Origin of the sequence: Paenalcaligenes hermetiae (genome assembly GCF_039543645.1) — a bacterium.
GTDB lineage: Bacteria > Pseudomonadota > Gammaproteobacteria > Burkholderiales > Burkholderiaceae_B > Paenalcaligenes > Paenalcaligenes hermetiae.
On the sequence record NZ_BAABKD010000009.1, the window covers coordinates 54,183 to 76,015 of the forward strand.

Genomic DNA, 21,833 nt, shown 5'->3' on the forward strand with positions numbered 1-21,833 from the left:
ACTTATTTTCTAGCCACCGCTTGAAGTTTTAAGCTCGCACTTTTTAAGATGCTTAAGCATAGCTGTTCGTAACTTATCCCTTCAGCCTTGGCTGCCATGGGAACTAAAGAATGACTCGTCATGCCAGGCGAAGTATTGACCTCGAGCAACCAAGGCTGATTATTTTCATCCAGCATGAAATCCACACGTCCCCAGCCCTCGCAGTTCACACCCAAATATGCTTGACGTGCATACTCTTGAATTTGCATAGTGAGTTCAGCAGGTAAGTCCGCGGGACAAAAATACTGCGTCGCATCACTGTAGTATTTGTTTTCAAAGTCGTAGTTGCCATCAGGGGCTACTATTTCAATCACTGGTAAAGCCCGAGCCTGCTCGCCTGAACCTAATACCGGCACAGTAAGCTCACGCCCTTTAATAAAGCGTTCAGCTAGCACAAACCGATCAAAACGCGCCGCTAACCGATAGGCGTCAAGCATTTGTTCTGAGGTTTCAATACGGCTAAAACCTACGGTTGAGCCTTCGTGCGCAGGCTTCATAATAAAAGGAAAAGCCAAGACCTGATCCAATTGACGTAGGTCTTGCTCTGACTGCAATAAAGCAAACTCAGGAGTAGGCAAGCCAAGTTGCAACCAAACCCTTTTTGTCATGACTTTATCCATCGCTAGGGCGGATGCCATCGGCCCACTTCCCGTGTATGGAATCTGCAGTAGCTCTAACGCCCCTTGTAGCGTTCCGTCCTCACCAAAACGTCCATGCAAGGCGATAAAAACACGGTCAAAACCAGCTTGAGCTAAATCACTTAAATTTTGAGATTGCGTATCAAACAAATGAGCATCAACCCCTAACCGGCGGAGCGCATCATGTACCCCTGCTCCGGACATCAGAGAGACCTCGCGTTCGGCTGAAACACCACCGTACAACACCCCAACTTTTCCTAAATGATTCATGCTAATTCCTTTAGTTGACCCGCCACCCGACTAATTGAACCTGCCCCCATTAACAATACGACATCCCCATCGCGCACAAAATTATGGATGGCTTCAGGCAGTTGTGCAACATCTTCTACAAAAACAGGCTCGACGCGTCCAGCAACACGAATGGCTCGTGATAAGGCGCGCCCATCCGCCGCAATAATAGGCTCTTCCCCAGCCGCATAGACCTCGGTTAAAAATACAGCATCGGCTTGGCTGAGAACCTGCACAAAATCCTCAAAACAATCGCGTGTGCGCGTGTAGCGATGGGGCTGGAATGCCAACACTAGACGACGATCAGGCCACGCTCCACGAGCCGCGTCTAAGGTGGCTTGCATCTCAGCTGGGTGGTGCCCATAATCATCAACCACCGTATACGTGCCCCCACCTGCCGCAGACGGTACCGCCAAATCACCGATTTGAGCAAAACGGCGTCCTACACCTGTAAAGTCATCTAAGGCCGCAGCAATATCCGCATCGGCCACTCCAAGTTCAGTAGCGACAGCAATCGCTGCCAAGGCATTCAAAACATTATGCTTACCGGGTAAGTTCAAACGTATCGATAATGTAGGTAACTCGCCCGCACTTCCTTGGCGTATCACATCAAAATGCATTTTAGTGCCAACATGGCGTACATTAATAGCCCGTACCTGCGCTTGCTCATTATCAATACCGTACGTCGTCACCGGTCGTGATACAAAAGGAATGATCTCTTGTACATTCGCATCATCCACACAGAGAACGGCGCTCCCATAAAAAGGAAGGCGTTGGGTGAAATCAATAAATGCGCTTTTCAACCGAGCAACATCATGGCCATAGGTGTCCATATGGTCCACATCTATGTTTGTAATAATCGCCATGACAGGCAATAAGTTCAAAAAGGAAGCATCGGATTCATCTGCCTCGACGACAATATAGTCTCCCTGTCCTAAGCGAGCATTCGCCCCAGCTGAATTCAATCGCCCCCCGATCACAAAGGTGGGGTCCAAGTCGCCAGCGGCTAAAATACTAGCAACTAAGCTAGTCGTCGTAGTTTTACCATGGGTCCCAGCTACAGCAATGCCTCGCTTTAAGCGCATTAGCTCAGTTAGCATCAACGCTCTGGGCACCACGGGAATGCGCAACGCCCGCGCTGCTAAAACCTCTGGGTTATCATTACCGATCGCCGTAGACACCACGATCGCCCCCATCCCTTTTACATTATCCGCATGATGCCCGATAACAATACGTGCCCCAAGCTGCTCTAATCGTCTTGTCACCGCTGACTCTTGAATATCCGAACCACTAATGGCATATCCTAGGTTCAACAAAACCTCGGCAATACCGCTCATACCTGAGCCGCCAATCCCGACAAAATGAATATGTTGAATACGATGTTTCATGCATTTCCTTTAGCTAATCGCACACACGTATTAGCAATTTTTTCTGTGGCTTCTAATTGCGCATGCTCCTGAGCATGAATGGCCATTTGCTGCAGTTGCTGACGATTGAGTTGTCGTAACCAGCTAGTTAACCACTCTACAGTTAGAGCAGATTGTGGTTGCAACCAGGCGGCATCACAATCACTTAAATAACGTGCATTGGCAGTTTGATGATCATCTATGGCATGGGGTAAGGGCACGAACAGCGCAGCCACCCCTACGGCGGCCACCTCTGCAACCGTCATTGCTCCAGCACGACAAATCACCACATCCGCATCAGCCATCGCGGTTGCCATATCATCAATAAAAGCTGTTGCTGTGGCTTTTACTCCTAACGCCCGATAATGATCCTGCACCTGACGCACATGCATCTGACCTGTTTGGTGTGTCACCACCGGTCGTTGAGCCTCTGGGATTTGTTCTAAAGCCAAGGGAATCACGGCATTCAACGGCGCCGCCCCGAGGCTGCCTCCAACCACCAATAAGCGCAAAGGCCCCCGTCGTCGCCCATAGCGCAACGCCGGTGCAGCTTGCTTAGTAAAACTTGCTCGCACCGGATTACCCACCATGACAGCCCCCGGGAGCGCCCCAGGGAAACCCACTAAAGCCTGGCGAGCTATTTTCGCAAGGTAACGATTTGCCGTACCGCCAATGGCATTTTGCTCATGTATGATCAGAGGTATCCCTGCCAGTTTTGCCATGAGCCCCCCAGGAAAGGCGACATACCCACCCATGCCTAGCACCACACTCGGGCGCGCTACCTTTAATGCTTGTCGGGCTTCTAGGCAAGCTTTTACAAGACGAAAAGGAAGCTGCACCATAGCAGAAACCCCTTTGCCTCGTAAGCCAGCAAAACGTAACGGTAATAACGGAAAACCATGCTCAGGCACAAGCTGACCTTCCATCCGCTCTGGATGCCCTAACCAATAAACGCGCCAGCCTTGAGCGCGCAAATGATGCGCTACAGCAAGCCCAGGCATAATATGACCGCCCGTGCCTCCTGCCATGATCAATATTGATCGACTCATCGCCGTATCCCCCGCATTAAATTCCGGTTCTCATGGTCTACACGTAATAACAAGGCAATAGCCATCAAATTCATTAAAATGGCTGAGCCACCGTAACTCACTAAAGGTAATGTCAGCCCTTTAGTTGGCAATAAACCCAAGCAAACACCAATATTAATAAAGGTCTGCACCCCAAACCACACGCCTACCCCTTGAGCTAGCATGCCATTAAATAACCGCTCCATAGCAATGGCTTGACGACCTATTTCAAAAGCACGCCAAATAATAAAGGCAAAAGTCAAAATAAGTAGGGTCACACCAACAAAACCAAGCTCCTCACCGATTACCGCTACAATAAAATCCGTATGCGCCTCGGGCAAATAATGCAGCTTTTCGATACTGGATCCAAGACCCACACCAAACCATTCACCACGCCCAAATGCAATCAACGAGTGGGATAACTGATAAGCACTACCATAAGCATTTTCTGGTTTCCAGGGGTCTAAGTAAACAAACAAACGCTCCCTACGCCATGGGGCAAACCAAATCATCGCTGCACCAATGCCACCAAAAAGTGTAATCATCCCTAGCATCCAGCGCAAAGCGATACCACCAATAAACAGAATCCCCATAGCAATGCAGGCGATGACAACAAACGCGCCAAGATCAGGCTCAAGTATTAGTAAGCCGCCGACCAAACCAACAACAGCGATCATTGGCACAAAGCCACGTAAAAACTCCGACATATGATCTTTTCTCACTACAACGTATTTAGCAGCAAAGATCATCATGGCGACCTTCATAAACTCTGATGGCTGAAAATTGACCAAGCCTAACGGGATCCAACGCCTAGCTCCGTTGACTTCTCGACCAATACCCGGAATCAATACGAGTAATAGCAACAGCACTGCAATAACAAAAACAGGGTAAGCCATTTTTTCCCATACACGCATGGGAATAAAACTGACGGCTCCCGCTAACAGCGCCCCTAGAGCTAAAAACAGAGCATGACGTAATACAAAATAATAATGCCCATAACCACGGTACTGCGGCCCATCAGCCAGAGCAATGGACGCAGAATACACCATGAGTAGCCCAAATGCCGCCAACATGCATACAACGGTAAGTAAAGAAATATCGATACTCGGCATCGTTGTGCGTGTAGGGCGCTTACTGCGCCAAAGACGTTGTGTTAACGGGGTACTCATGCGACTTCTCCATGATCTAAAGCCAAATCGGTCACGGCTTCTATAAAGCACTGACCACGCTCGATATAATTTTTAAACATATCCAAGCTAGCGCAAGCCGGCGATAGCAGTACAGCATCCCCACTTAAGGCATGAGAGAAAGCCTGATGCACGGCCTGTTCTAAGCTAGAGACTAACTCCACAGGAACCGATACCACCTGCAACTGCTCCGCTATTTTCTGCGCATCTTGACCAAATAAAACCACAGCTCTACATATGTTTTTTTGAATACTCGTGACCAATGGGGCAAAATCCTGACCCTTTCCAACGCCACCAGCAATTAAAACCAAAGGTCGCTTTAACCCTTCTATCGCTGCTACCGTCGCACCTACATTCGTCCCTTTGCTATCATTGATAAAGTCAATACCTTGAATATTGCGCACAAACTGACAACGGTGGGGCTCGCCCTGATAATGCCGTAAAGTCTCTAATAAAGGCCCCCATGCCAAGCCAGCGGCATGCGCTAAAGCTAAAGCAGCTAGCGCATTGCTCAAATTGTGCTTGCCCTGAACAAGCAAAGCGGCAGCAGGCAATAGATAATCAGGCTTCCCGTCTGCTGTTGTAGTACAAATCCAATCCTGACCCTGGAACTCGCAGACTCCCATATCCTGTCGCTGAGGGGGGCGATTCAATCCAAAACTTTGTACCTGGTGGTGAGCCACTAGGTTCAAGGTGGCCGCATCGTCTCGATTAACAATAGCTAACTGACTCATGCTTAGTAAGCGCGCTTTAGCCTGAGCATAAGCGGCCATTGAACCATGCCAGTCAATATGATCTTGCGATAAATTCAGTACCGTGCCCGCTAACACCGGTAAAGATTCGGTGTGCTGAAGCTGAAAGCTAGAGAGCTCAATCACCCAAAAGTCAGGTAGGGCGTCTTGGTCAAGGGCTTCAGTTAACGCCGCCAACGCCGCTGGACTAATGTTTCCTGCTGCCCGCACCGTTAAACCGCTCGCCTGCACCATCGCTTTTAGCATTTGTGTTACCGTGGTTTTACCGTTAGTTCCGGTGACTGCCAGCAGCTTGGGCTGATAGCCCTGTAAGCGTAAGTCAGCAAGCGCTTGCGCAAATAGCTCTATTTCGCTGATAACACGAATACCCCGCTCTGTAGCAGCCGTTAATAATGCCGCCACTTCAGGCTGCGTCACCGCTAAGCCTGGACTCAACACTACGGTTTGCACCCCATCAAGCACATTTAGCTGCATCGCCGCTGCGCCAAGAACCACCTCTATAGCGGCGATCTCATACTGCTGGTGTAGTTGATCGATATAGTCCTGATAATGTGGTCGCGTGTCGGCCAAACGTACGGGCAACTGTTGACGTAAATACCAATGTGCCGCCGCAAGACCGGTTTCCCCTAACCCGAGGATCAGTGTAAAGCCATTTTTAGAGGTGGAAAATATCGGGCTGTTCATCGTAATTTCAATGTGGAAAGACCAATCAATACGAGCATCATGGTAATAATCCAAAAGCGCACCACCACTTGGGTTTCTTTCCAACCACTGACCTCGAAATGATGATGTAAAGGCGCCATTTTAAAAATACGCCTACCTTCTCCGTAACGCTTTTTCGTGTATTTAAACCACGTGACCTGCATCATTACGGAAAGTGTCTCAACCACAAAGACCCCACCCATAATGAAAAATACGATTTCCTGACGAACGATCACAGCAATCGTACCCAAGGCGCCCCCTAAGGCTAACGCTCCCACATCACCCATAAATACTTGGGCAGGATAGGCGTTAAACCATAAAAAGGCCAAACCGGCACCCGCAATCGCAGCACAAATAACCATAAGCTCTGAGGCACCAGGAATATAAGGAAAGAGCAAATACTTGGAGTAATCCACACGCCCTACAACATAGGCAAAAATACCCAAGGCACTGCCCACCATCACCGTTGGCATAATGGCCAAACCATCTAACCCATCCGTCAGGTTAACCGCATTGCTCGAGCCTACAATTACAAACCACGTTAGCGCCGCAAAACCAAACACCCCCAGGGGATAACTAATGCTCTTGAAAAAGGGCACAATTAAGTCTGCCTGAGTGGGCAAGGGCATCGTAAAGCCGCTTAGTACCCACGCTTTAAACAAAGGCCATAAGTCCCCTGTGGCTGGCGCAGAGACCGCAAATGTGAGATACACCGAGGCAACAATGCCAATAACGGTTTGCCAAAAAAACTTTTGCCGAGAGGACATGCCCTCTGGGTCTCGATGCACCACTTTTTTATAATCGTCTGCCCAACCAATCCAACCAAAACCAAAAGTAACCAGCAATACCACCCATACAAAGCGGTTTGTCCAGTCTGCCCACAATAAAGTACTGACCCCTATTGAAATCAGTACCAGTACCCCTCCCATCGTTGGAGTTCCATTTTTTTGTAGATGGCTCTCAGGACCATAACTACGTACAGCCTGACCGATTTTCATTTCTGTCAAACGCCGTATCACCCATGGGCCACACCATAAGCCAATAACTAGCGACGTGGCACATGCTAACACCGCTCGTAGTGTGATGTATTCAAATACACCAAAGGCTCGAATATGTGATTCAGCCAACCAGCGGGCTAATTCAAGAAGCATTCTGGTTCTCCGTAAAATACTGCTCTACGGCTTCTACGACCCGCTCCATGCGTGTACTACGAGAGCCTTTGACTACAATTTGTGCCGGCATGGCCTGCAATAGCTGAGCAATTAATTCATCTAAACTCTCAAAGCCACATGCACCCTCCCCAAAAGCATCAGCGGCTTTTTGGGCATCGTTGCCTAAGGCCAATAACACATCAATGCCTTGTTCCCGAGCATAAGCTCCCACTTCGGAATGCACTGCCCCACTATGGATTCCAACTTCTGCCATATTGCCTAAAACAAGGATTTTTTTCCCTTTGAGCTGTGCCAAAACGTCAATAGCCGCTCGCACCGAATCCGGATTGGCGTTATAGCTATCATCAATTAACTGCATTCCATTAGGTAAAGGTTTAAGCTGCATGCGTCCTGCCACTGCTTGGAAAGACTCCAAGCCCGTAACAATCGCAGCAAGGGGGGCTCCAGCAGCCTGCGCACATGCTGCTGCGGCTAAAGCATTACGTAAGTTATGAACCCCAGGAACAGGCAAGTGCACAGCGGCACTATCTGCACCCATGACCAAACGAAAGCGGGTTACGGTTGCATCGGCATGGATGTTTTCCGCACGTACCACCGCTTGCTCATTTAGACCAAAGCACAAGGTTTGTCGCGCCCCGGCTAACTGCTGCCACAATGGTGTGTACGTATCATCAGCTGGAAATACGGCTACCCCTTGTTCTGGCAAAGCGGTGATCACGCTACCATTTTCTTGGGCTACAGCCTCCACCGTGTGTAGGTATTCTTGATGCTCTCGCTGCGCATTATTCACCAACGCAATCGTCGGCGCCGCCACCTGTGCTAAAGGTGCGATTTCCCCAGGATGGTTCATCCCCAACTCAAAAACTGCAGCCTGATGCGAAGGACGCAAGCGCAACACGGAAAGTGGCACCCCGAGTTGATTATTTAAATTTCCCTCTGTAGCTAAATATGTATTATCCGTACCTAGCCATTGTGCAAAAATGGCCGCTATCATTTCTTTGGTTGTGGTTTTACCATTACTCCCCGTTACAGCCACAACGGGGATAGCAAAACGCTGTCGCCATAATGTAGCGACCTTGGTTAACACCGCCTGCGTATCCCCTAAGACAAACTGGGGTAAAGACACGTCAACAGGGCGAGCCACAATGGCCGCTACCGCCCCTTTTTCTTTGGCCATTTGCACATAATCATGACCATCAAATTGTTCCCCTTGCAAAGCTACAAAAAGCTGCCCTGCTTGCAAGCGTCGGGTATCGGTACAAATAGAGACATGGCGTAGCCAAGTTAATGCAAAACCTGCCCAATGCGTATCATCAAAGACATAGCGCTGGCCTTGGATCTCTTGGTAAGTTTCATGGCCTTTACCTGCAATCAACACAATATCATTGGGCTCTGCTGCCCATAACGCATGTAGTATTGCTGTAGCTCGGTCTAGCTCTGTATGTACATGGCGTGTTGTTATACCTGCTAAAATCTGCTCTGCGATCGCTTGAGCGGACTCACTACGAGGGTTATCAGTGGTAACCACCACCTGATCCGCCAGTCGACTCGCAATATCCCCCATGAGCGGACGCTTAGCCGTATCACGATCCCCACCACAACCAAAAACACACCAAAGTTTGCCTTGTCGCACCTGAGCGACCTCACGCAAAGAATGTAAAGCATGTTCTAGGGCGTCGGGCGTATGGGCGTAATCCACCACTGCTAAGGGCAAAGGACGATGCTCGCCTACAGCCAACGGTTTTACAATCTGCAGACGACCGGGCACAGGGCCTAACGTTGCCATTAAACGAGCAATCTTAGCAATCGGCCAGCCTAGCTCTAAGAGCACGGCGGCCACCAATAACAGATTAGAAACGTTATGATCACCTAGCAAGTGCGTTAGGATCTGCGCTGTACCATGCGCTTCAATTAAATTAAAAACCTGTCCATCGGCACCAGTATGCACATCATCCGCGTACAAATCAGCAGAAGCATCTTTCATAGAGTAACTTAATACTCGTTGCGCCTGAGCCTCTGTTAAGAGTTCACGTCCAAATGCATCATCTTGATTGATCACGGCTAAGCGTAAACGCGGCCATTGAAATAAAAGACGTTTTGCTGCCTTATAGTTAGCTAAGGTTTGATGATAGTCCAAATGATCATGAGACAGATTCGTAAAAGCCGCGATATCTATCGCTACCGCATCTAAACGCCCCTGTTCTAAGCCGATAGAGGAGGCTTCGAGAGCCACTAAGTTTGCTCCGGCTTGATGCATCGCTGCTAAACTACGATGCATAGTTAAGACATCTGGGGTTGTCAGCACACCACCTAGATTTGTTCCATCTGGTAGACTCACCCCTAAGGTGCCAATTGTGCCGCATGAAACACCCGAGTTATTCAGCATGGCAGCAATCCACTGTACAGAAGATGTTTTGCCATTTGTCCCCGTCACAGCAATGACAGTCATTTGCTCAGAGGGACGACCATACCACTCATGCCCAATGGCCCCTAACAAAGCACTCAGATTCTCTACCTCTAAGGTTGGCACCGACGTAGTACGCGCATGTGCCTGATCCTGTACCACAGCAGCTGCTCCTGCCGCAATCGCCTGATCAATGTATTCATGTCCATTTGAATGCAAGCCTGAGCAAGCAAAAAACACATCGCCTGCTTGAATTGCACGCGAATCCAAACACAAGTGCGCAGAAGTCGATACCCCTTGCGCCGTTAACCAATCTACTATTTGTAATGCTTGCATTATTGTTTTTTCTCCTGATTGGGGTTTGCCGCCACCAATGCATCTACCGGCTCATCCGGCTCTATATCCAATCGGCGCAGGCTACTGGCAACAATCTCTGAAAACACAGGTGCCGCCACCCTTCCACCAAAATAATGCCCTTTAGGCTCATCAATACTTACAGCTACCACAATACGAGGGTTACCTGCCGGTGCAAAGCCAACAAAAGAGCTACGGTAACGCGAGCGGCTATACTGACCATTAACAATTTTTCTGGCCGTACCACTTTTACCCGCAACCCGATAGCCTTGTACCTGGGCGAGTTTAGCCCCATCAGGGCCTGCCGCGGCTTCGAGCATAGCTCGTACTGCTTGTGCTACCTCGGGCCTAAATACCTGAACACTGGTGGGGCTGGTTTCACGCTTTATTAACGAAAGCGATACCATATCGCCATTTCGAGCAAAAACCGTATAGGCTTGTGCCATTTGCATTAATGACACCGACAAGCCATAGCCATAAGCCATCGTTGCTCGCTCAATAGGCCGCCAACGATCCCAAGGACGCAAACGACCAGAAACTGCTCCGGGGAAGCCGATTTGTGGTGCACGCCCAAAGCCAAGGGCGGTAAAAGCCTGCCACATCTCCTCTGAGGTGAGTAGCTCTGATATCATCGTCATCCCAATATTGCTGGAACGTCGAAGAATCCCGGCCGCATCTAAGACACCATTATGGCGGCTGACATCAGTAATCGTATGTCCTTGATAGCGATACTGCCCACTACCGGTATTGAACTTTGTATTTAATCCAATACGTTTTAGGTCTAGTGCCAAAGCCACTGTAAAAGGCTTCATCGTAGAGCCCGGCTCAAACGTATCCGTCAGCGCTCGGTTTCGAGTCATCTCAGGGCGGATAGTACTGCGTTTAGCCGGATCAAATGTGGGCAGGTTAACCAAAGCTAAGATCTCACCGGTTTGCACATCCACCACAACAGCACTGGCCGCATCAGCATTATTTTCTGCCATTGCTTTGGTTAAAGCCGAAAATGTGTCGTACTGAATTCCTGCATCTAGGGATAAGTAAATATCTTTGCCATGCTGAGGTGGTATGACCTCGGCCACATCCTCAAGGATATGGCCTAAACGATCGCGTAAGACCTTTCGGGAACCAGCCTGCCCTGCTAACTCTGTGTTAAACGCAAGCTCTAAGCCCTCACTCCCTTTACCATCGATATCGGTAATCCCAACAATTTGTGAAACGGTTTCACCTTCGGGGTAAACCCGTCGTAATTCATCACGGGTACCAATACCCGGCACTTTTAAGGCTAGAATTTTCTCAGCGGTATCTAATTCCACCTGACGCTTTAAGTAAGCAAATTCTCGCCCACCATTAGCTATCAAGCGCTTTACCTCTGAGAGTGGTAACTGAAGTAATTCCCCGACTTGACTTAGCTGTGCATCCGTAGCTCGCGCCGTATTCTGAGGATTAGCCCAAATTGCCTTCACCAATACTGATGAGGCTAAAACGACTTTGCCACTACGATCAAAGATTTTCCCACGGATAGGAGGTAAGCTTAATTCTTGCAAATAGCGACGCTCACCCTGAGCTTGTAAAAAGTCCGTAGTCAGCCCTTGCAGATGTAAAGCACGCGCAATCAACGCGATAAAAGCTAATAAGATACACAGTAAAACGAATCTAGCCCGCCATAACGGTAAACTAATGGCGGGCTGCTTGTGACGTGATTTATGATCCCTAGGCCTCATGGCTGAGCCCCCCGTGGCGGTAGAATCGAGGGTTTGCCTTGAATGTAAAGCGTGCGACTTAGATCCGCGGGGTAAAGTGCTAAGTCTTGTCGGGCAATACGATCAATACGCGCATTACGCGCTAACTCAGCACGATCCGATTGTAAATGGCGCCACGCCACATCCAGCTCTTGCGCCTGTAATTGTAGCTGCTCGCTTTTAATAAAAAGCGCACGAGACTGATAGCGCGTATTAACTAAGTAAATCGCCGATGCCATCACTAGCAACGCTAAGATAGGGACCCAAATACGTAGATTCATCGGCGCCCTCCGCGTTTAGAGTGCGCCCCCGCTACGGCTGAATAGTCAATAGCCGCTGCTAACTGCTGCTGCCAGCCAGAAACCAAAGGTGCAGCCGTACGCTGGGCCACCCGTAATACCGCAGAACGAGCACGCACATTGTGCTCAATTTCCTCTGTGCTAGGCAAAACCCGCCCGAGACTCTCTAACCAAGCTGAAGGCAAATCTTTTTCTGCAATAGGTAGCCGTGCATACTGCATCGCTGGGTTAGCTGCGCCAGTGATAAACTGCTTAACGATCCGGTCCTCTAGGGAGTGAAAGCTAATTACCGCCAAACGACCACCCGTTTTTAATAGGCTTAAGATTGACGGGAGCGCATCCGTAAGCTCCTGGAGCTCGCGGTTGAGGAAAATCCGTATAGCCTGGAAGGTCCGAGTGGCTGGGTGATGATTCTTTTCCCGCGTGCGGACGGTGCTGGCGACCAGCTCGGCGAGATCATGCGTGGTACGTAGCGGGCTGGATTCGCGGCGACTTGTAATCGCCTTTGCAATCTGGAAAGCAAACCGTTCTTCGCCATAATCTGCGATGACCTCCTTAATATCATCTAGGTCAGCTGTAGCCAACCATTCTGCGGCCGTAGGGCCGGTTGAGTTATCCATACGCATGTCCAAAGGACCATTGCGCATAAAAGAAAAACCACGATCAGCATCATCTAGCTGAGGCGAAGACACCCCCAGATCCATCATGACGCCATCGACCTGATCCACCCCTAAAACGGCTAAGCGCTCTGCTATCTGCGCAAAACCAGCATGTACCACTGTTACACGCGTATCCTCGGCGCTTAAGGCTTGAGCATAAGCAATAGCCGCAGGGTCCTTATCAAAAACAATAAGGCGGGCCTTAGGGGAAAGAAACTGTAATAAGTATCGACTATGCCCACCACGCCCAAATGTTGCGTCGACAAAAACCCCGTCTTTAGGGGCAAAGGTGGTATCGGGCACAGACCAACGCCGCGCTTTAAATGCAGGCGCGATCAATGCAGAAACCGTAGGTTCCAATAAAACGGAACGGTGTTTGAGTTCCATGACTAGCCGATTAAAGAGAAAAATGATCTAAAGACTCGGGTAGGCCTTGAGCCAAATCTGCGGCTTGGCGAAGTTCGAGTTGCTCAGCGTCCCAGAGTTCAAAGTGAGCACCTAAACCTAACAGCATGACATTTTTGTGCAGACTGGCGACTTGACGTAGTTCAGGACTGATCAAAATACGCCCAGCCGAATCAATGTCCACGTCTTGTGCAGAGCCAAGCATCAGCCGTTGCAACGCCCTCGCTGACATAGGCAAAGCCGCAATTTGTTCACGCTTTTGCTCCCACGTGGAACGGGGATAGAGGATTAAGCAGCCATCAGGGTGTCGTGTCAAAGTCAGGCGGCCGGATTCCTCCGCCATTAAGACGGCTCGATGACGCGTAGGGATCGTCATGCGACCCTTAGCATCGAGGCTAAGCGCACTGCTACCTTGGAACACCCGACCCATCCTTTTCCACAAAAACCCACTTTTTCCCACTCTAAGCCATGCGGGTCGTAGGGTCAAGACTCTGAACGATTTTTTTCAATTACAACAATCACTTAGATTCGGATTCATTTCAAATTAAATCAAGAGAAAACCCTATAAAATCAATAAATTGAATCTGAATCTAAAAGTAAAATGTAACAAGCCATACCCTCTTGATGAATTATCAGGATACGGCTTTTACATATAGATACAATATGGAAAGAATGAGGAGGTGGGACAGGTCTATAGGCCGGATTTTGTAAGCCTGATCAGGCTGGCAATCATTCATCTAGGCGTATGGTTACCCATACGCTCAAGCCATCTACCCGCATATTCGGACGAGCCGCCCTTTCGGTGCTTTGAACACCTGCATATGCCTATTTGATGTTGCTCCAGATAGAGGTTACCGCGTTTCACCCTGCATCGTTATGGTGTGAAACACACCAAACAGTACGGAGATAGCCGTACCAGTGCATATAATAGATATGCCCCCGACGCAGTCTCGTCTCTGTGGCCCTATTCCTTGGCTCGGCGCATGCCTTGCCAGACGGCTGTTAGCCGCTATCTTGCTCTATGGAGTCCGGACCTTCCTCGGGGATCCCGCGATTGCCCGACCTGCCCCACAACCTTATTGTAACCTGCGACAATATAAACATTCATCTTTTATTTTAATTTTGCCTATGTCTACTCATCTCGTAACGCTAAACCGCGTACAACTCGCCTTTGGTCATTACCCCTTGTTAGATCAAGCTGACCTCATTATTTATGATAATGAGCGGTGCGGGCTTATCGGGCGCAATGGTACAGGCAAATCTTCACTACTAAAACTAATCGATCAACGCTTACAGCCTGATGAAGGCGAAATCATGTTCAAAAGTGGTTTGCGTGTGGCCACCGTGGAACAAGAGCCAGAGCTTCCTGCCCAAACCACTATTTATGATTACTTGTGTGGTGACTATGCTGAAACAGAAGACTGGCAGCGCGTGGGCCGTGTAGGCGCTCTTATTGACCAACTGGGCTTAGATGGCCAAGCCTATACCGATGCCCTATCTGGTGGAACACGTAAACGCGTGGCTTTGGCTAAAGCTATGGCGGATGAGCCCGACCTATTATTACTCGATGAGCCCACAAACCATTTAGACTTCGATGGGATTTTATGGCTAGAGCAACAGCTTAAACAGTTTAAAGGCAGTGTTGTGGTGATCACCCATGACCGTGCTTTTTTAGATGCGGTAGCCACCCGCATTATTGAACTGGATCGAGGCCAAATTTTTAGCTTCCCCGGTAACTTTTCTAAGTGGCAAGAACGTAAAGCCGAATGGCTAGAAGCCGAAGCACAACAAAATGCTAAGTTTGATAAATTTCTTGCACAAGAAGAAGTCTGGATTCGTACCGGCGTGCAAGCACGGCGCACACGCGACGAAGGGCGAGTACGCCGTCTAGAAGCGTTACGACGTGAACGCGCAGAGCGACGTGAGCGCTCTGGTAATGTGAATTTTGCTATTGCAGAGGGGCGCAAGTCAGGCAAAATCGTAATCGAAGCCGAGCACATTTATCAAATCTATGATGATAAAACGCTAATCGACAACTTTTCTACTGTTATTATGCGTGGTGACCGCATCGGTCTGATTGGACCAAACGGCGCTGGTAAAACCACTTTGCTACGTATCTTACTCGGCTTGCAAACTCCCACTCAGGGCCAGATCAAACACGGGACTCAGCTAAACATTGGTTATTTTGATCAAATGCGCGCTAATCTGGATGAAAATGCCACCCTCAAAGAAACCATTAGCCCAGGCACAGAATGGGTGGAGATTGGGGATCAGCGCAAGCACGTAATGAGCTATTTAGAGGATTTTCTCTTCCCGGCTGCGCGGGCAAATTCGCCTGTTAAAACCCTATCCGGGGGCGAGCGCGCTCGGTTGGCTTTAGCCCGTATGTTTGCTCAGCCAACAAATGTGCTGGTACTGGATGAGCCCACCAACGACCTAGATATTGAAACCCTTGAGCTATTAGAGCAGCTTCTTACCGAGTACAGCGGGACGGTTATGCTAGTTAGCCATGACCGCGCTTTTCTAAATAATGTGGTCACTCAAGTGATTGCTGCCGAAGGAAACGGGAAATGGGGCGAATACATCGGCGGCTATGACGAATGGCTTGCGCAACGCCCTGACCCAGAGCCTGCACCGAGCAAAGCAGCTGAAAAAGCACCAGCGCCTAAAGCCGCTCCAGCCCCCACACCAAGCCCTCGCCCTAGCAATAAAAATCGCCTCGCCCCCTGGGAAGAAAAGGAGCTAGCTGAGCTACCGGAAAAAATCGCAGCCATCGAGACCCAGCAAGCCGAGCTTGCCGAGCAATTGGCCGACCCCAATCTTTATAGCGAAGGTAATAACAAAGCCGAAGCCATTAACCAGCAGCTTGCCCAGCTCGAAGCAGACCTCATGGGGCTCTTTGACCGGTGGGAACAGCTAGAAGAGAAAAAAGGGGACTAACCTAACAGCACGTTTCGCAAAGCCAAGCCCCCACCTAGAAAAGCGCTTGGCTCTTTGGCCTTTTTAACCAACAAAACGCCAAGGCAATGACTCTCCTGCCGCCAAAGGCACAATCTGATCATTAGCCAATGCGAGCGCCTGTGGAATAGCCAACGGCGCCCGCTCTAGCGTCACATGCTCGGCATTTGGCTCCAACCCATAAAAAGCGGGGCCATTTAAGCTTGCAAATGCTTCTAAGCGATCTAACTTACCTACTGACTCAAAAGCGGTTGCATACAGTTCCAAGGCGTGAAATGCAGAATAGCACCCCGCACAACCACAGTCTTTTTCTTTTTGTCCTTTTACGTGGGGCGCACTATCTGTTCCTAAGAAAAAGCGGGGGCTGTCACTTGTAGCCGCAGCCAACAAAGCTTGTCTATGTACCTCTCGCTTTAAAATAGGAAGGCAATACCAATGTGGACGCAAGCCCCCTTGAAATAAAGCATTACGGTTATACAGTAAATGCTGGGGGGTAATGGTGGCGGCTACAGGCCCCTCGGCGTGCATGACATAGTCCGCCCCTTCTTTAGTGGTAATGTGCTCAAACACCACTTTAAGCTCAGGGAACTGACGTCGTAAAGGCAACATCACCCGATCAATAAATACTGCCTCTCGATCAAAAACATCAACGTCCGGATCTGTGACCTCGCCATGCACTAACAAAGGCAGCTCATGCTTTTGCATGGCTTCTAGTACCGCGCCGCCGTACTTTAATAGATCCGTTACGCCCGCATCGGAGTTTGTGGTCGCACCCGCAGGATAAAGTTTGACCGCATGCACTACGCCAGACGCCTTGGCTTTTTCAATTTCAGATGCCGGGGTATTATCAGTCAAATATAAAGTCATCAACGGCGTAAAAGTATAAGGCGAGTCTTGCGCAGCCAATGCCGACATAATCCGAGAACGATAAGCCACCGCTTGCTCTGTAGTTGTCACAGGCGGAGTAAGATTAGGCATCACTATCGCACGCGCAAACTGTCGGGCCGTATGCGCTACCACCGACGCTAATACGGACCCATCACGCAAATGCACATGCCAATCATCGGGTCGTCGAATTCGTAATTGCTCTGTAGCCACCGTTATTTTCATCCTATAGAGAATCTGTTGTTGCTAGAAACTGCTGCGCTAACCGTACAAACATCGCAGCACCGTGCGGAATCACCGCATCATTAAAATCAAACTGGGCATTATGCAGTACCCGCCCTTGCTCTGCGCCCCCCTGTCCCAAACGAAAATACGCCCCCGGACGCTGACGCAACATAAACGCAAAATCCTCAGCCCCCATCGATGGAGTTAACTGATCATCCACCTGCGCCGCCCCAAATAACTCTGTGGCAACCTGTGCCACTAACCTCGCATAATGTGGCGTGTTAATCGTGGCTGGAAATAACGGCATATAACGCAGTGCTACCTGTACCCCAAACATCGCCGCCACCCCATCACACACTTGCTGCATGCGCTGCTGAACATGTTGTTGCACAGCCTCAGAAAACGTACGTACCGTCCCACTCAGGTGCGCCGTATCAGGTATGACACTATATGCCGACAAATCTCCTGCCTGCATAGCTGACACCGTGAGCACAGCGGAGTCAAAAGGATGTACATTACGTGCCACAATGCTTTGCAAAGCCGTCACTAAATGCGCTGCGGCAACCAAGGGGTCTTTGGCCTGATAGGGGTGCGCCCCATGGCCCCCATGTCCAGTGATAGTAATCTCAAAACTATCTGCTGCAGCCATCATCGGTCCCTCATTGACACCAATATGCCCAGGAGGCAAGCTAGGCCAATTATGTAACGCAAAAACCGCATCACAAGGAAAGCGCTCAAACAAGCCATCCTCAATCATAGCTTGGGCACCCCCTAAACCTTCTTCAGCGGGCTGAAAAATAAAACATACTGTGCCAGAAAAATCTCGGTGTTTAGCAAGATACGCCGCTGTCGCCAATAAAATCGCTGTATGTCCATCATGCCCACAAGCATGCATTTTACCGGCCACAGTTGACTGGTAGCTTAACCCTGTACGCTCTTGTATAGGTAGTGCATCCATATCGGCTCTTAACCCTACCCAACGTCCATTATCCGGACCTAGCCCGCGCAAAACACCGACCACACCTGTTTTTCCAATACCTGTTGTCACCGCTATATCATGGGCTTGCAAAAACTGTGTTACCAATGCCGCCGTTTGGTGCTCCTCAAACCCCAGCTCTGGAAAAGCATGAATTTGCTGCCGTATTGCTCGAAGCTCTGGCAGCAAGCTGTGAAGTTCTGTTAATAAAGGTGTTTGTGGTGTCATTCGTACGGTTTCTATGGATAAAATAAAGAAATGGAGGAATAATTCCTGTCAGCGAAGATTAAATAGCCATAGCATGCTATGTTTTCATAAGGCTGACAACCCGCCTAATTATCATCTGCGACTTTCTTATAGGAGCAAGCCATGGCAAAAGCCACCAAAACCACAGCGGCAAAATCCACTAAAGCGGCTAAAACCACCAAAAAAACGGCTAACAGCGGTTTCATGAAACCCATGACCCCAAGCGCAGAGCTAGCCGAGATCGTAGGCAAAAAACCGTTACCTCGTACCGAAGTAACAAAAAAAATGTGGGAATACATCAAAAAGCATGATTTACAGGCCCCAGAAAATCGCCGTAATATTAATGCCGATGCTAAGCTCAAACCCATTTTTGGCAAAGATCAAATCAGTATGTTCGAGTTAAGCAAATGCTTAAATGCGCATTTGAGCTAAGCACATCGACCCTGATTTAATAAGCGACTGCTTTTCAGTCGCTTTTTTATTAAAAAATCACCATGATGAAAACCACACAAACCATTCACTTACACTGGAATGGTAGAGACAGAAATATTGAATACCAATGGGTAGGAGTCCAGGATTCTGCCGCGCCTTTGATGATTTTTTTACACGAAGGTTTAGGCTCTGTTGCCCATTGGCAGCATTGGCCCGAGCAGCTCTGCCAAGTCCTTGGCTATAGGGGCTTATTCTATTCCCGTTACGCCTATGGCAACAGCAGCCCTCGTCCTAGCGACGAGATTTGGCAAGGCGATTATCTGCACATCGAAGCACAGCAAGCCCTACCCGCTTTGCTCCAAGCCTTAGGCATTGACCAACCTTTTAGTCTTTTTGGTCATAGTGATGGTGGCACCATTGCTTTGTTATACGCCGCCCAGCCCAACAACCTTGCCCAAGACCTTATCGTTTTAGCACCGCATATTTACATCGAGGCACAAAGCACCCAATCCGTACAAAAAGCAATCCATTGGTATCAGCACGGAGATTTAAAACAACGTCTTGCTCGTTATCACGCAGATGTGGACTCTGCCTTTTGGGGCTGGGCAACAGTTTGGGGTGACGAAATCTACCAAAAAACGTGGAATATAGAGCGTGATATTCAGACTATTCGCTGCCCTATTTTAGCCATCCAAGGCACCGAAGATGAATATGCCTCTTTGGATCAGATCCACATTATTCAACGCCACCTGCCCCAGCAAACCACATTGTGTGTGCTAGAGCACTGTCGCCATACTCCCTATATTGACGCGCCCGAAGCCGTGACTAAAGCGGTACAAGACTTTTTAGCTGAACGCCGCTGCCGCACGAGCTAAGCGATCATTTACCGCCTCCCAAGCCTCATTGTGAGGCGGCTGCTGTACATAAATCGCACTATATCCCTGCTGATCCAACTGACGTAACATGCTATAGAGTTGACTTGCAAAATGCTCTGGTACTGCAGGGGCTTGATAATACGGCACTACAGACGGCGGCGATGCATCGATCACAACCGCTATGCTATTAGGCGCCGCTAGCTGCTCTATATGCTCTGCCGAAACCAAATATAACGGCGTACGTGGCGCATAATGTGCCTTAAGCGAACCAGATACACGTGGGGTATTCGGCGTACTTTTTTGCCCTAAGTCCTGCTGTAAAACACGAGCAATCTGTTGTGCCGTAATATGACCTGGGCGCAGCACCACAGGCGCTACCCCCTCGGCCACACGCGATACATCAACAATTGTGGACTCAATGCCAACATCCGCATCCCCCCCCGCTAGAATAAATAGCGTATCAGGGTCCAGGTCAGGAAACTCATCACGCACATGCTGTGCTTGTGTCGGCGACACCTGCCCAAACCGATTTGCCGATGGCGCCGCGACCCCCGCCGATGGATTAGCGGTAATCTGCGCAAAAGCTTTTAATAGTGCCTGTGCCACGGGGTGCGAGGGACAACGTATCCCAATGGTATCCTGCCCCCCTGTGACCAACGCGTTTACCGCCTTGGCTTTAGGTAAAATCAAAGTTAAAGGCCCAGGCCAGAATGCCTGCATCAGTTTCGTGGCTTCCTCTGGAATCGATGCCACCCAGGGCGTGATATCTGCATCCACAGCCACATGCACAATCACTGGATGATCAGCCGGACGCCCTTTGGCAGAAAAAATAGCGCGAACCGCCTGGGGGTTAGAGGCATCCGCCCCCAACCCATAGACCGTTTCTGTCGGAAAGGCGACCAACTGGCCTTTGGCTAAGCGCTGTGCCGCATCATGAACCAATGCGTCTAACTGCTTACTCATACCAATCAAAGCCTAGAATTTCAGCCACTTGGAGCGCTTTTGCCTGTAGCTGTTTCGCATTGGGCGCCAAGAGTGTGACATGACCCATTTTGCGCCCTTTTCGGGCTTCATTCTTGCCATACAAGTGCAAATATACCCCTGGCAGCGCTAATAACGCACTCCAGTTAGGCTCCTGGTGATGACCCTGCTCATCAAACCAAAGATCCCCTAACAAGTTGAACATCTTAGACAGCTGTAGATCTTGAGGGGAGCCTAAAGGCAAGCCCGCCATCACGCGCACCTGTTGTTCAAACTGGCTACTTAAACAGGCTTCTATCGTAAAGTGTCCACTATTATGTGGGCGTGGAGCAATTTCATTGGCTAATAATGTGCCATCAGCCAAAACAAAAAACTCCACACACAACACGCCATAGTAATTTAGGGATTCGGCAATAGCGATGGCAGCAGTTTTGGCTTGCTCATGATAAGGGGTCAAGCGACAAGGATTTGCTGCGGTTGATACTGCTAAAATCCCATCTCGATGTTGGTTATGCGACGGTGTATAAATTGCGGTTTTTCCATCTAAGCTACGCGCCACAATAACAGAGATTTCGTCCTCTAGGGGCTGTAAGGATTCCAGCACACAAGCAACCTGACCAAAATTTGCAAAAGCCTCTAAGGCTTGCTCTTTTGTTTGTACGCGAGCTTGGCCTTTACCGTCATAACCAAAGCGTGCTGCTTTTAATATGCCCGGAAACAATGCGGCATCGGCTTTCAACAAATCTTCCATACTATGGACCACACAATGTGGTACCACCGGCACACCCGCTTTGCTAATAAATTGCTTTTCCCGAATACGGTCCTGCACCACAGAAACCGCCTCGCCGCTTGGGGTCACCCGACTGTGCTCAGCCAGACGGTTCAAACTTTGGGCAGGTACGTTTTCAAACTCTGTCGTAATAGCTGGGCAAAGCTCTGCTAACTGCTGCAAAGCAGCCGTATCATCATAAGCAGCACAAATATGTTTATCCGCCACGGCTCCTGCGGGACTAAAATGATCTGGGTCTAAAATAGCGACTTTATATCCCATGCGTTGAGCGGCATAACAAAACATGCGTGCTAGCTGCCCACCGCCGACCATGCCTAGCCACTGGCCGGGTAAAATGGTTTCTACATTTGACAT

The 21,833-nt window shown here is 49.4% G+C and carries 18 protein-coding genes and 1 other RNA gene; 3 read left to right on the forward strand and 16 right to left on the reverse strand.

Going from position 1 to position 21,833, the window contains the following annotated elements:
* Positions 1 to 2: 2 nt before the first annotated feature.
* The 12 genes from ABD980_RS05955 to rnpB all read right to left on the reverse strand — a co-directional run bounded on the left by ABD980_RS05955 (position 3) and on the right by rnpB (position 14,181).
* Complete coding sequence (locus tag ABD980_RS05955; RefSeq protein WP_300647404.1) at positions 3 to 947, reverse strand: D-alanine--D-alanine ligase; 945 nt, start codon at positions 945 to 947, stop codon at positions 3 to 5.
* Complete coding sequence (murC, locus tag ABD980_RS05960; protein ID WP_300647405.1) at positions 944 to 2,353, reverse strand: UDP-N-acetylmuramate--L-alanine ligase; 1,410 nt, start codon at positions 2,351 to 2,353, stop codon at positions 944 to 946. The genes ABD980_RS05955 and murC overlap by 4 nt, the downstream gene beginning before the upstream one ends.
* Positions 2,350 to 3,420, reverse strand: coding sequence for an undecaprenyldiphospho-muramoylpentapeptide beta-N-acetylglucosaminyltransferase (murG, locus tag ABD980_RS05965; protein WP_300647406.1), 1,071 nt, complete (start codon positions 3,418 to 3,420; stop codon positions 2,350 to 2,352). The genes murC and murG overlap by 4 nt, the downstream gene beginning before the upstream one ends.
* Positions 3,417 to 4,607 carry a putative lipid II flippase FtsW gene (gene ftsW, locus ABD980_RS05970; RefSeq protein WP_345370335.1) on the reverse strand — a complete coding sequence of 397 codons (1,191 nt, stop codon included), beginning with the start codon at positions 4,605 to 4,607 and terminating at the stop codon, positions 3,417 to 3,419. The genes murG and ftsW overlap by 4 nt, the downstream gene beginning before the upstream one ends.
* On the reverse strand, positions 4,604 to 6,061 hold the full coding sequence (gene murD / locus ABD980_RS05975) for a UDP-N-acetylmuramoyl-L-alanine--D-glutamate ligase (RefSeq protein ID WP_345371127.1): 1,458 nt from the start codon (positions 6,059 to 6,061) through the stop codon (positions 4,604 to 4,606). The genes ftsW and murD overlap by 4 nt, the downstream gene beginning before the upstream one ends.
* The gene (gene mraY / locus ABD980_RS05980) at positions 6,058 to 7,230 is read right to left on the reverse strand and encodes a phospho-N-acetylmuramoyl-pentapeptide-transferase (protein ID WP_260649280.1); all 1,173 of its coding nucleotides are present in this window, start codon (positions 7,228 to 7,230) and stop codon (positions 6,058 to 6,060) included. Before mraY ends, murD begins: the two co-directional genes overlap by 4 nt.
* On the reverse strand, positions 7,220 to 9,991 hold the full coding sequence (murF, locus tag ABD980_RS05985; RefSeq protein WP_345370338.1) for a bifunctional UDP-N-acetylmuramoyl-L-alanyl-D-glutamate--2,6-diaminopimelate ligase MurE/UDP-N-acetylmuramoyl-tripeptide--D-alanyl-D-alanine ligase MurF: 2,772 nt from the start codon (positions 9,989 to 9,991) through the stop codon (positions 7,220 to 7,222). Before murF ends, mraY begins: the two co-directional genes overlap by 11 nt.
* Complete coding sequence (locus ABD980_RS05990; RefSeq protein WP_345370340.1) at positions 9,991 to 11,730, reverse strand: peptidoglycan D,D-transpeptidase FtsI family protein; 1,740 nt, start codon at positions 11,728 to 11,730, stop codon at positions 9,991 to 9,993. Before ABD980_RS05990 ends, murF begins: the two co-directional genes overlap by 1 nt.
* Positions 11,727 to 12,029 carry a cell division protein FtsL gene (gene ftsL, locus ABD980_RS05995; protein ID WP_345370342.1) on the reverse strand — a complete coding sequence of 101 codons (303 nt, stop codon included), beginning with the start codon at positions 12,027 to 12,029 and terminating at the stop codon, positions 11,727 to 11,729. The genes ABD980_RS05990 and ftsL overlap by 4 nt, the downstream gene beginning before the upstream one ends.
* Positions 12,026 to 13,093 (reverse strand): 16S rRNA (cytosine(1402)-N(4))-methyltransferase RsmH, encoded by a 1,068-nt coding sequence (gene rsmH, locus ABD980_RS06000; RefSeq protein ID WP_345370344.1) that lies wholly within the window; start codon positions 13,091 to 13,093, stop codon positions 12,026 to 12,028. Before rsmH ends, ftsL begins: the two co-directional genes overlap by 4 nt.
* A gap of 10 nt (positions 13,094 to 13,103) precedes the next feature.
* Positions 13,104 to 13,532, reverse strand: a complete 429-nt coding sequence (gene mraZ, locus ABD980_RS06005) for a division/cell wall cluster transcriptional repressor MraZ (protein ID WP_260649502.1) — start codon at positions 13,530 to 13,532, stop codon at positions 13,104 to 13,106.
* A gap of 257 nt (positions 13,533 to 13,789) precedes the next feature.
* An RNA gene (gene rnpB / locus ABD980_RS06010) (RNase P RNA component class A) lies at positions 13,790 to 14,181 on the reverse strand.
* 58 nt (positions 14,182 to 14,239) lie between these two features.
* Here rnpB and ABD980_RS06015 point away from each other — a divergent pair.
* The gene (locus ABD980_RS06015) at positions 14,240 to 16,051 is read left to right on the forward strand and encodes an ATP-binding cassette domain-containing protein (protein WP_345370346.1); all 1,812 of its coding nucleotides are present in this window, start codon (positions 14,240 to 14,242) and stop codon (positions 16,049 to 16,051) included.
* A gap of 63 nt (positions 16,052 to 16,114) precedes the next feature.
* On the opposite strand, the gene pyrC is transcribed toward ABD980_RS06015, so the two are convergent.
* Together pyrC and ABD980_RS06025 are read right to left on the reverse strand one after the other, a co-directional pair.
* Entirely contained in the window at positions 16,115 to 17,179 is a 1,065-nt protein-coding gene (gene pyrC / locus ABD980_RS06020; RefSeq protein WP_345370348.1) for a dihydroorotase, read from the reverse strand.
* Between the two features lies 1 nt (position 17,180).
* Positions 17,181 to 18,383: a M20 aminoacylase family protein gene (locus ABD980_RS06025; protein WP_345370350.1), complete on the reverse strand. Its 1,203-nt coding sequence runs from the start codon at positions 18,381 to 18,383 to the stop codon at positions 17,181 to 17,183.
* A 222-nt stretch (positions 18,384 to 18,605) separates the two neighbouring features.
* Between ABD980_RS06025 and ABD980_RS06030 the strand changes: the two genes are divergently transcribed.
* On the forward strand, positions 18,606 to 18,833 hold the full coding sequence (locus ABD980_RS06030; protein WP_260649504.1) for an SWIB/MDM2 domain-containing protein: 228 nt from the start codon (positions 18,606 to 18,608) through the stop codon (positions 18,831 to 18,833).
* Between the two features lie 62 nt (positions 18,834 to 18,895).
* A complete protein-coding gene (locus ABD980_RS06035; protein WP_345370352.1) occupies positions 18,896 to 19,708 on the forward strand; it encodes an alpha/beta fold hydrolase in 813 nt (270 codons plus the stop codon).
* Here ABD980_RS06035 and ABD980_RS06040 read toward each other — a convergent pair.
* Together ABD980_RS06040 and ABD980_RS06045 are read right to left on the reverse strand one after the other, a co-directional pair.
* A complete protein-coding gene (locus ABD980_RS06040) occupies positions 19,679 to 20,671 on the reverse strand; it encodes an L-threonylcarbamoyladenylate synthase (protein ID WP_345370354.1) in 993 nt (330 codons plus the stop codon). The genes ABD980_RS06035 and ABD980_RS06040 overlap by 30 nt on opposite strands.
* The gene (locus ABD980_RS06045; RefSeq protein ID WP_345370356.1) at positions 20,664 to 21,833 is read right to left on the reverse strand and encodes a 5-(carboxyamino)imidazole ribonucleotide synthase; all 1,170 of its coding nucleotides are present in this window, start codon (positions 21,831 to 21,833) and stop codon (positions 20,664 to 20,666) included. The genes ABD980_RS06040 and ABD980_RS06045 overlap by 8 nt, the downstream gene beginning before the upstream one ends.